The 9,997-nt window shown below is 70.1% G+C and carries 10 protein-coding genes; 6 read left to right on the top strand and 4 right to left on the bottom strand.

What is annotated here, in order from left to right:
* The 6 genes from dacB to folE form a co-directional block, all read left to right on the top strand.
* Positions 1 to 1,201: D-alanyl-D-alanine carboxypeptidase/D-alanyl-D-alanine endopeptidase (gene dacB / locus AWZ10_RS11500; protein WP_060891011.1), on the top strand; the 1,201-nt coding region annotated here is incomplete at its 5' end.
* A gap of 147 nt (positions 1,202 to 1,348) precedes the next feature.
* Positions 1,349 to 2,473, top strand: coding sequence for a zinc-dependent metalloprotease (locus AWZ10_RS11495; RefSeq protein ID WP_046708004.1), 1,125 nt, complete (start codon positions 1,349 to 1,351; stop codon positions 2,471 to 2,473).
* A gap of 191 nt (positions 2,474 to 2,664) precedes the next feature.
* Complete coding sequence (gene tilS / locus AWZ10_RS11490; RefSeq protein WP_060891010.1) at positions 2,665 to 3,828, top strand: tRNA lysidine(34) synthetase TilS; 1,164 nt, start codon at positions 2,665 to 2,667, stop codon at positions 3,826 to 3,828.
* Positions 3,829 to 3,922: 94 nt separating this feature from the next.
* Positions 3,923 to 4,483 carry a hypoxanthine phosphoribosyltransferase gene (gene hpt / locus AWZ10_RS11485; protein WP_037702465.1) on the top strand — a complete coding sequence of 187 codons (561 nt, stop codon included), beginning with the start codon at positions 3,923 to 3,925 and terminating at the stop codon, positions 4,481 to 4,483.
* A gap of 178 nt (positions 4,484 to 4,661) precedes the next feature.
* A complete protein-coding gene (gene ftsH, locus AWZ10_RS11480; RefSeq protein WP_046707449.1) occupies positions 4,662 to 6,677 on the top strand; it encodes an ATP-dependent zinc metalloprotease FtsH in 2,016 nt (671 codons plus the stop codon).
* Positions 6,678 to 6,868: 191 nt separating this feature from the next.
* A complete protein-coding gene (folE, locus tag AWZ10_RS11475) occupies positions 6,869 to 7,474 on the top strand; it encodes a GTP cyclohydrolase I FolE (RefSeq protein WP_037702462.1) in 606 nt (201 codons plus the stop codon).
* A gap of 98 nt (positions 7,475 to 7,572) precedes the next feature.
* Here the strand turns inward: folE and AWZ10_RS11470 are convergent, their stop codons facing one another.
* The 4 genes from AWZ10_RS11470 to AWZ10_RS11455 all read right to left on the bottom strand — a co-directional run bounded on the left by AWZ10_RS11470 (position 7,573) and on the right by AWZ10_RS11455 (position 9,898).
* Positions 7,573 to 8,058, bottom strand: coding sequence for a DUF3180 domain-containing protein (locus AWZ10_RS11470; RefSeq protein ID WP_046707450.1), 486 nt, complete (start codon positions 8,056 to 8,058; stop codon positions 7,573 to 7,575).
* A 120-nt stretch (positions 8,059 to 8,178) separates the two neighbouring features.
* Positions 8,179 to 8,790 carry a 2-amino-4-hydroxy-6-hydroxymethyldihydropteridine diphosphokinase gene (gene folK / locus AWZ10_RS11465; protein ID WP_046707451.1) on the bottom strand — a complete coding sequence of 204 codons (612 nt, stop codon included), beginning with the start codon at positions 8,788 to 8,790 and terminating at the stop codon, positions 8,179 to 8,181.
* Positions 8,787 to 9,146 (bottom strand): dihydroneopterin aldolase, encoded by a 360-nt coding sequence (gene folB / locus AWZ10_RS11460; RefSeq protein ID WP_037702456.1) that lies wholly within the window; start codon positions 9,144 to 9,146, stop codon positions 8,787 to 8,789. The genes folK and folB overlap by 4 nt, the downstream gene beginning before the upstream one ends.
* Before the next feature lie 248 nt (positions 9,147 to 9,394).
* Positions 9,395 to 9,898: a nuclear transport factor 2 family protein gene (locus AWZ10_RS11455; RefSeq protein WP_060891009.1), complete on the bottom strand. Its 504-nt coding sequence runs from the start codon at positions 9,896 to 9,898 to the stop codon at positions 9,395 to 9,397.
* Between the last annotated feature and the right edge of the window lie 99 nt (positions 9,899 to 9,997).

The following is a 9,997-nucleotide window of genomic DNA, read 5'->3' as shown; positions in this document are numbered from 1 at the left end:
CGCCTCGGGAGCGGGCTCCGCGCCCAAGTCCGCCGCCCTGGCGGCCGCCCTCGACCCGTTCCTGAACTCCCCCGTCCTGGGTCCGCGCCGCGCGGCCGCCGTCGTCGACGTCGAGACCGGCGAGCAGCTCTACACCCAGAACGCGGACGACGCCCTGACCCCCGCCTCCACCACCAAGATCGCCACGGCGGTCGCGGCCCTCTCGGCGGTCGGCCCCGACCACCGCATCGAGACCCGCACGGTCCTGGCGCCCGACTCCGCCGAGGTCGTCCTCGTCGGCGGCGGCGACCCCACCCTCACCGCCCACAAGGACACGGGCGGCTACGCGAGCCTGCGCACCCTCGCCGACGAGACCGCCACCGCCCTCGACAAGCGTCACCTGAACGAGATCACCCTCAGCCACGACACCTCCCTCTACGAGGGCCCCGAGCAGCACACCATCGGCGAGAACGGCAATCTCGCCCTGGTCGTCCCCCTCATGGCCGACGAGGCCCGCCTCGACGACTCGTCCAGCGGCAGCGCGGACCGCGACCCCGATCCGGCGGCGCACGCGACCGAGAAGTTCGCCGACCTCCTTCAGGAGCGGGGCATCAGGACGAAGACCGAGGACTCCGGCCGGGCCCCGAAGGACGCCGAGGAACTCGCCGCTGTCTCCTCCCCGCCGCTGTCGACCCTGGTCGAGCGCATGCTCACCAACAGCGACAACGACATCGCCGAGGCCCTCGCCCGTCAGGTCGCGCTCGCGACGGGCGAGCAGCCGAGCTTCGAAGGCGGCGCGGCGGCCATCAAGAAAGAACTCAAAACGCTCGAAGTGCCGCTCGAAGGTGTCGAGTTCGCGGACGGCAGCGGCCTCAGCCGGGGCAACCGGCTCACCCCCGCCCTCCTCACCGCCCTCCTGGCCGAGTCCGCGGCCCCTTCCCACCCCGAACTCCGCCCGGTCCTCACCGGCCTCCCCGTCGCCGGTTTCACGGGCACCCTCCGCACCCGCTACTCCACCGACGCCACCGGCACCGGCATCGTCCGCGCCAAGACCGGCACCCTGAGCAACGTGAACACCCTCGCCGGCACGGTCGTGGACGCGGACGGCCGCCTCCTGGCCTTCGCCTTCCTGGCCACGGAGACAGAACTGGCGAACACGGACCCGGCCAAGAAGGCCCTGACCGACGCCACCTCAGCCCTGGCGACGTGCGGCTGCCGCTGAGACGCGCCCTTGAATTGGCCGGAGGCCATGAAAGGGGCGCGGGGAACTGCGCGAGCAACCACGACTCACCCGCGCCCAAGTCACAACCTCACCCACCCCCACCTCGCGGCCTGCCCCCAGCGGCAGCGCTCACGTACGGTTGACAGCATGACTCGTATCGGTGGTGCCGAGATGGTCGACTGGAATCTCGCGGTGGCGACCGCGACCCGGCTCGTGCGGCCGGGCCCCGAGGTGAGCCGCGACGAGGCCAGGGCCATCGTCGCCGAGCTTCGCCGGCACGCCAAGGCGTCGGAGCAACACGTCCGCGCCTTCACGCGGATGCTGCCCGACACGGGCGACGACACCCCCGTCCTCGTCGTCGACCGGCCCGGCTGGGTCCGGGCCAACGTCGCAGGCTTCCGGGAACTGCTGAAGCCGCTGCTGGAAAAGATGCAGGAACGTCGCGGCAACACCCCCGGCGGGGCCGTCCTCGGCGCGGTCGGCGGCAAGGTCACCGGCGTGGAGCTGGGCATGCTCCTGTCGTTCCTCTCCTCCCGGGTCCTCGGCCAGTACGAGACGTTCGCCCCGGCGACCCGCGAACTCCCGGCGGGGGAGAACGGCGGCGGCCGACTGCTCCTCGTCGCGCCGAACATCGTGCACGTGGAGCGCGAACTCGACGTCCAGCCCCACGACTTCCGTCTCTGGGTGTGTCTGCACGAGGAGACCCACCGGACGCAGTTCACCGCGGTGCCCTGGCTGCGGGACCACCTGGAGGGTGAAATCCAGTCGTTCCTGGGGGAGACCGAGGTCGACCCCACGACCTTCCTGGAGCGCATCAGGGAGGCCGCCCAGTCACTCGCGGGTGGCCGGCCCGAGGGAGAGGTGGGCGACGACGGTCACTCGATCGTGGAGTTGGTGCAGACCCCCGCCCAGCGCGAGATCCTCGGCCGGCTGACCGCCGTCATGTCCCTCCTGGAGGGCCACGCCGACTACGTGATGGACGGGGTCGGCCCGGCCGTCGTGCCCTCGGTCGCCGAGATCCGCGAGAAGTTCCAGCAGCGACGCGCGAAGGGCGCCTCCCGCCTGGACCTGGCCCTGCGCAAGCTGCTCGGCCTGGACGCCAAGCTCAGGCAGTACAGGGACGGCGAGCGGTTCGTACGGGCGGTCGTCGAACAGGTCGGCATGGACGGTTTCAACCGTGTGTGGACCTCCCCGAACACCCTGCCGACCAAGGCGGAGATCGCCAAACCGGCGGACTGGGTCACGCGGGTGCACCACAGGGCGGAGTCGTGAGCCGCGCGCGAGCGTGGTGAACGAATTCGGCCGACGGCAGGCAAACGCTCCTCCAATCACCCGTCCGAGGGACCGTGAGCGAGGGGTAGGCGTGCAATGCTCGGGGAACGGCCCGGTTCTGTCACCATCTACACACTCTGAGTGACCGAACCCGGGCTCACCCCCCGACAATTTCATGAAGGGAACCGGACATGGGTCCCCACCCCGCGGTCGCGGCGATACGCCTGGCGGTCCGCCGCGTACTCCACGACCTCCTCACCGAACACCACACGAACACCCCCCAGCACGCGCCCGCCTGCGCGACCCCCGGCGCGCCTTCTGGCACGGGCGCACAACCCCTGCAAGCGCCCCCCACGGCCGTACCCCCCGCGGCCGTGCCCATCGGCGTCAGGCGCAACGCGTCCGCGCGCGCGGGTTCCCCGCACCCGGGGACCGCACACGAGCGGCCGCTCGTGCTCGTGGCGTGCTCCGGCGGCGCCGACTCCATGGCGCTCGCCTCCGCCCTCGCCTTCGAGGCGCCCAAGCTCGGCGTCCGCGCCGGCGGCATCACCGTCGACCACGGTCTGCAGCCCGGCTCCGACCTGCGCGCCGAGGAAGTCGCCCTGCGCCTGCGGGAACTGGGCCTGGACCCGGTCGAGTCCGTGGCCGTGACCGTCGGCCGCGACGGCGGCCCCGAGGCCGCCGCCCGGGACGCCCGCTACGGCGCCCTCGACGCCGCGCTGGAGCGCCACGGAGGCACCGCCGTCCTGCTCGGCCACACCCGCGACGACCAAGCCGAAACCGTCCTGCTCGGCCTGGCCCGCGGCTCCGGCATCCGCTCCCTGTCCGGTATGGCCGCGGTCTCGGGGGCCGACGGCCGCTACCGCCGCCCCTTCCTCCAGCTCGACCGGCAGACCGCCCGCAAGGCCTGCATGGTGCAGTCGCTGCCCGTGTGGGACGACCCCCACAACGCCGATCCCGCCTACACGCGGTCCAGGCTCCGGCACGAGGGCCTGCCCGCCCTGGAGAAGGCGCTCGGCAAGGGCGTCGTCGAGGCCCTCGCCCGTACGGCCCAGCTCTCCCGGGACGACGCCGACGCCCTCGACACCTGGGCCCGCCAGGCCGAGCCTGCCGTCCGGGACGCCACGGGCCTGCTGGAGTGCGCGAAGCTCTACGCCCTGCCGCCCGCCGTACGCCGCCGGATCCTGCGCCGGGCCGCCATTGAGGCCGGTGCTCCGGCGGGTTCCCTCTTCGCCCGGCACATCGAGGAGGTCGACCGTCTCATCACCGGCTGGCGCGGTCAGGGAGCCATCAATCTCCCCGGCCGGGTCGTCGCCCAGCGCCAGGGTGGCAGACTGGTGATTCGGCAAGGCTGATTCCGGACGCCGAAGGGGCCCCTCACACGGGCCCCGAACCCCCGCACGGGACGCGGGCGTCCGGGAGCGGCCCCGGGACGACCGACCGAAAGTGATGCGGGTGGACGCGAAAGACATGGGTGCCGACCTCAAAGAGGTACTCATCACCAAGCAAGAGATCGACGCGAAGCTGGCCGAGCTGGCCGCGAAGATCGACGCGGAGTACGCGGGCAAGGACCTGCTGATCGTCGGAGTCCTCAAGGGCGCGGTGATGGTCATGGCGGACCTCGCCCGGGCGCTGTCCACCCCGGTCACCATGGACTGGATGGCCGTGTCCTCCTACGGGGCAGGCACCCAGTCCTCGGGCGTGGTGCGGATCCTCAAGGACCTCGACACCGACATCAAGGGCAAGCACGTCCTGATCGTCGAGGACATCATCGACTCGGGGCTGACCCTGTCCTGGTTGATCTCCAACCTCGGCTCCCGCGAGCCCGAGTCCCTGAAGATCTGCACCCTGCTGCGCAAGCCCGACGCCGCCAAGGTCGCCATCGACGTGGAGTGGGTCGGCTTCGACATCCCCAACGAGTTCGTCGTGGGCTACGGCCTCGACTTCGCCGAGAAGTACCGCAATCTCCCGTTCGTCGGTACGCTCGCGCCCCACGTCTACGGCGGCTGAACAACCCCCGTAAGACGCTCGGGAACCCCAGCGGGTTTCGCGCCGTTGGAGCATGCGAGGACGGGATTGCCGACAGTCCCCTGCGACTTCGGGTGACAATGCTGGGGTACCGTCCGAAGAACAGTCTTTTATCAAACTCACTATGGCAGGAGGGACGGGGCGGCACCGCTCCGTATGGATGGACGTGAAGCGATACTTCCGTGGGCCAGTCATGTGGATCGTACTGGCCGTCCTTGCCGTGGTCGTGTTGATGCAGGTCGTCGGCTCGTCCGGCGGCTACAAGACGGTGGACACCGGCCAGGTGGTCCAGGCGATCAATGACAACAAGGTCAAAGAAGCCAAACTGACCACCGGCGAAGAGCAGCTCCTCAAGGTTCAGCTCAAGGACGGCCAGAAGATCGAGGGAAGCTCGAAGATCCAGGCGAGCTATATCGGCGACCAGGGCGTCACCCTCGCCAACACCCTGCAGGACAAGTTCCAGAACAAGCAGATCCCCGACGGCTACACGGTCTCCCCGACCAAGCAGAACGCTTTCGTCGGCATCCTGCTGTCCCTGCTCCCCTTCGTCCTCATCGTGGTCGTCTTCCTGTTCCTGATGAACCAGATGCAGGGTGGCGGCTCCCGGGTCATGAACTTCGGGAAGTCCAAGGCCAAGCTCATCACCAAGGACACCCCGAAGACGACGTTCTCGGACGTCGCCGGCGCGGACGAGGCCGTCGAGGAACTCCACGAGATCAAGGAGTTCCTGCAGGAGCCCGCCAAGTTCCAGGCCGTCGGCGCCAAGATCCCCAAGGGTGTGCTGCTCTACGGCCCGCCCGGTACGGGCAAGACGCTGCTGGCGCGCGCCGTCGCAGGCGAGGCGGGCGTCCCCTTCTACTCGATCTCCGGTTCCGACTTCGTCGAGATGTTCGTCGGTGTCGGTGCCTCCCGGGTCCGTGACCTCTTCGAGCAGGCCAAGGCGAACGCCCCGGCGATCGTCTTCGTCGACGAGATCGACGCGGTCGGCCGCCATCGCGGCGCCGGCCTCGGCGGTGGGCACGACGAGCGCGAGCAGACGCTGAACCAGCTGCTCGTCGAGATGGACGGCTTCGACGTCAAGGGCGGCGTGATCCTCATCGCCGCGACGAACCGGCCGGACATCCTCGACCCGGCGCTGCTGCGCCCGGGCCGCTTCGACCGCCAGATCGCCGTCGACCGCCCGGACATGCAGGGCCGTCTGGAGATCCTCAAGGTCCACCAGAAGGGCAAGCCGGTCGCGCCCGACGTCGACCTCGGGGCCGTCGCCCGCCGCACCCCCGGCATGACGGGTGCCGATCTGTCCAACGTCCTGAACGAGGCCGCGCTCCTGACGGCCCGCAGCGACCGGAAGCTGATCGACAACCACATGCTGGACGAGGCGATCGACCGCGTGATCGCGGGCCCGCAGAAGCGGACCCGGATCATGTCGGACAAGGAGAAGAAGATCACCGCGTACCACGAGGGCGGTCACGCCCTGGTCGCGGCGGCCTCACCGAACTCCGACCCGGTCCACAAGATCACCATCCTGTCCCGGGGCCGCGCCCTCGGTTACACGATGGTCCTGCCGGACGAGGACAGGTACTCGACCACCCGTAACGAGATGCTCGACCAGCTCGGCTACATGATGGGTGGGCGCGCCGCCGAGGAGCTGGTCTTCCACGACCCGACCACCGGCGCCTCGAACGACATCGAGAAGGCCACCAGCCTGGCCCGTGCGATGGTCACCCAGTACGGGATGACCGAGCGTCTCGGCGCCATCAAGTTCGGCGGCGACAACTCGGAGCCGTTCCTCGGACGTGAGATGGGTCACCAGCGCGACTACTCGGAAGAGGTCGCCGCGCTCGTGGACGAGGAAGTCAAGAAGCTCATCGAGAACGCGCACAACGAGGCCTGGGAGATCCTGGTCGAGAACCGCGACATCCTCGACAACCTGGTTCTTCAGCTGCTGGAGAAGGAGACGCTGGGCAAGGAGCAGATCGCCGAGATCTTCGCCTCCATCGTCAAGCGCCCGGCCCGGCCCGCCTGGACCGGCTCCTCCCGCCGCACCCCCTCCACCCGTCCGCCGGTGCTCTCTCCCCGGGAGCTGGCACTGACGAACGGCACCAACGGCGCGACGCCGGCGATCACCACCAAGGCGCCCGTCGACGCCACCCCGGAGGAGAGTCAGGAGAGCTGACGCCGAATCCGGTGAGAACCGGCCACCGGGAGCCCCGGCTCCCGGACCCGGCCGCCTCATCAGGCCCGGAATGGATGCCGTGCCCCCCTGGTTCTAGCCTGGGGGACACGGCATTTTCGTATGACCGGAACATGGCCGAAAGATGAGACGCGTAGTCCGTGCGCGTCGCAGGCTCAGGAGCGAGGCACCACATGACCGACCCCGTGACGCTGGACGGTGAGGGCACCATCGGCGAGTTCGACGAGAAGCGCGCCGAGGACGCCGTACGGGAGCTGCTGATCGCGGTCGGCGAGGACCCCGACCGGGAAGGGCTCAAGGAGACGCCGGCGCGGGTGGCGCGGGCGTACAGGGAGCTTCTGGCGGGTCTCAGGCAGGAGCCCGAGGACGTCCTGACGACGACGTTCGATCTGGGGCACGACGAGATGATCCTGGTGAAGGACATTTCGATCGTGAGTCTGTGTGAACATCATCTTCTGCCGTTCCACGGCGTGGCGCACGTCGGCTACATCCCGGCCGATTCCGGGAAGATCACCGGGCTGTCGAAGCTGGCCCGGCTGGTCGAGGTGTTCGCGCGTCGCCCGCAGGTGCAGGAACGACTCACCACGCAGATCGCGGACTCCCTGATGAGGATTCTCGAGGCGCGGGGTGCCATCGTGGTCATCGAGGCCGAGCACATGTGCATGTCGGTGCGCGGTATCCGTAAGCCGGGTGCCAAGACCACGACGTCGGCGGTGCGGGGCCAGCTGCGGGACGCCACGACCCGTGCCGAGGCGATGAGCCTGATACTGGCGCGCTGACCCGATCGTCGGTGCCGCCCGAGACGGTCCTCGATCAGCGCAGAGGCGCCTGCGCCGGTTGAGGGAGCCACGTCGGCCGGCGGGCGGCCAGGGCGCCCCTACGTCGCCCGCGCGGCCCCGCCGTTGGTGTCGTCGTCCTCCGGGAGCTTGCAGACGCGCTCCAGGAAGAAGGCGGCCACTATGACGGCGAGGCCCGCGAGGACGGAGGACCCGGCGTAGATGGCCTGGTCGCGGCGGGCCGGGATGTCCAGGGACTCCAGGAGGAAGACGCCGACGCCGCCGTACATGCCGGCGACGAGGGCGGCGACGAGAGCGCTGGCCTGGCCGAAGACGACCGCGCGGGCGGCCATCAGGGGCTCGACGCCCTTGGCGCCGGGCCGGCGCTCCCGCTGGGCCTTGAGCCGGTTGCGGAGGGACAGCGCGGTGGCCGTCAGGACGGCGGCGATCAGGGCGAGCACGATCGGGGCCGCCAGCGGGACGCTCGGCAGCGTGCCCACCGAGTTCCACAGCCGGGCCCCTGCCCAGGACAGCACCCCGGCCACGACGAACACCGCGGCCAGCGTCCTGATGCGCAGCTCTTTCACGATGCCCCTTCGACGAGCCCGATGGTCCACGGACGTCGGGATCCACGGCGCCGGGTGGTCGGCCCGGCCGGTGATCCCGACGGTGTCGGGGGATGATCCCGACCCGGTAGACCTTAACGACTACTCGGGCAGGTGGAGTTCCAGGTCGGCGCGGGGCGACACACCTTCACGGGTGATGCCGTCGAGGAGCAGGGCGACCGGGCCGCGGCCGCCGAGCCGGGCCTCCGGCTCGACGTCGTGCCAGGGGGCGAGGACGAAGGCCCGCTCGTGGGCGCGCGGGTGGGGCAGGATCAGCGCCGGGTCGTCGGAGACCACGTCCGCGTACGCCACGATGTCGACGTCCAGGGTGCGCGGCCCCCAGCGCTCGTCCCGTACCCGGTGGAAGGCCTCCTCGACGGCCTGGGCCCGCTCCAGCAGCGAGGAGGGCGGCAGGGTGGTCTTCAGGACGACGACCGCGTTGAAGTACGAGGGCTGGCTGCCCGGTGCCACACCCCACGGCTCCGTCTCGTACACCGGCGACACGGCCTTGACGCGGACGCCCGGGGTGTCCTCCAGCGCGTCGATGGCGCCCTGGAGGTTCTCCAGCCGGTTGCCCAGGTTCGAGCCGAGGGAGAGCACGGCCCGGCGGGGGTTGTGCAGGGTGGTGTCGGCCTCGTCCACCTTCTGTACGACGGAGGCGGGCACCGGCTGTACGGTCGGGTCGCTCTGACCCTCGGTGAAGAACGCGGTCATACTCGGCTCCGGGTGATGGTGACGGTCACGTCGTCGAAGGGGACCGTGATCGGCGCGTTCGGCTTGTGGACGGCGACCTCGACCTCCTGGACGCCGTCGTGCTTCAGACACGCCTGGGCGATGCGCTCGGCGAGCGTCTCGATGAGGTTCACCGGCTCGCCCTCGACGACGGCGACGACCTCCTCCGCCACGATCCCGTAGTGCACGGTCTTCGCCAGGTCGTCGTCGGCCGCCGCCGGCCGGGTGTCCAGACCGAGCGTGAGGTCCACGACGAAGGTCTGGCCCTCCTCGCGCTCGTGCGGGAACACCCCGTGGTATCCACGGGCCCTGAGGCCGCGCAGCGCGACACGATCCACGCGAATCACTCCTGCAGTCGTCGGGAACGGCCGATGCATCCGTGTGCGGTCGGCACACCGGCCACCTTCGAATCTACCTGCGAGCACTGACAGCGCTCACTCACGGAGGCTCGGGTCCACCCCCTGTACGGGCAGGGTTCATCGAGCGCTTCCCTCAGGGAACACGGCGGCTCACGGGTCGGAAGCCGCGCATACCCGCGGTCCCGTGTTCCCAATCACCCCTTGGCCCTTGCGGGCCGCCCACCCACTCAGGAGGGTGAGTCGTCACCCTCGTCGTCGTCGGACTCGGTCAGCACCGGGGAGCCGTGGTGCGACCAGAGCTTCCAGCCGTCGGATGTGCGACGGAACACATTCGTGGCGACCACCAGCTGCCCCACGAGCGGCCCCAGCCCGTCACCGCCGTCCGGCGCCGGACCGCCGCTGAGGATGTTCTCGGTGCAGGTGACGAGCGCGGTGTCACCGGTGACCGACACATGTATGTCGGTGAGGAAGAACTGGATGTACTCCGTGTTCGCCATGATCAGCGCGTACGACCGCAGCACCTCGCCGCGGCCGGTGAGGACCGGCCAGCCCGGGTGCACGCAGGAGATCACACCGGTCTCGGCGGGGTCGTGGTACTCCTCGTCCACGCCCACGTCCGCCGGGGTCAGCCAGAGTGAGGAGAGTGTCTCGAAGTCGCCCTGTTCCATCGCCTCGTAGAAGGCCCGGTTGGCGAGTTCGACCTGTTCGACGTCGGTGTGGGGAGCGCTCACCGCTCACGGGCCCCTTCGATGGCGCGGGCCACGCGGACCGCGTCGGCGGTGGCGCGGACCTCGTGCACCCGGACCGCCCAGGCGCCCTGCTGGGCGGCG

The sequence above is a fragment of the Streptomyces europaeiscabiei genome (genome assembly GCF_001550375.1).
Lineage (GTDB): Bacteria > Actinomycetota > Actinomycetes > Streptomycetales > Streptomycetaceae > Streptomyces > Streptomyces europaeiscabiei.
Note: the sequence above shows the minus strand (reverse complement) of the source record. Positions and strands in the feature narration are given on the sequence as shown.

Coding starts and splice junctions, on each gene's coding strand:
- folE (WP_037702462.1), top strand. CDS start 6,869: ATGACCGACCCCGTGACGCTGGACGGTGAGGGCACCATCGGCGAGTTC.
- AWZ10_RS11495 (WP_046708004.1), top strand. CDS start 1,349: ATGACTCGTATCGGTGGTGCCGAGATGGTCGACTGGAATCTCGCGGTG.
- tilS (WP_060891010.1), top strand. CDS start 2,665: ATGGGTCCCCACCCCGCGGTCGCGGCGATACGCCTGGCGGTCCGCCGC.
- hpt (WP_037702465.1), top strand. CDS start 3,923: ATGCGGGTGGACGCGAAAGACATGGGTGCCGACCTCAAAGAGGTACTC.
- ftsH (WP_046707449.1), top strand. CDS start 4,662: ATGGACGTGAAGCGATACTTCCGTGGGCCAGTCATGTGGATCGTACTG.
- folK (WP_046707451.1), bottom strand. CDS start 8,790: ATGACCGCGTTCTTCACCGAGGGTCAGAGCGACCCGACCGTACAGCCG.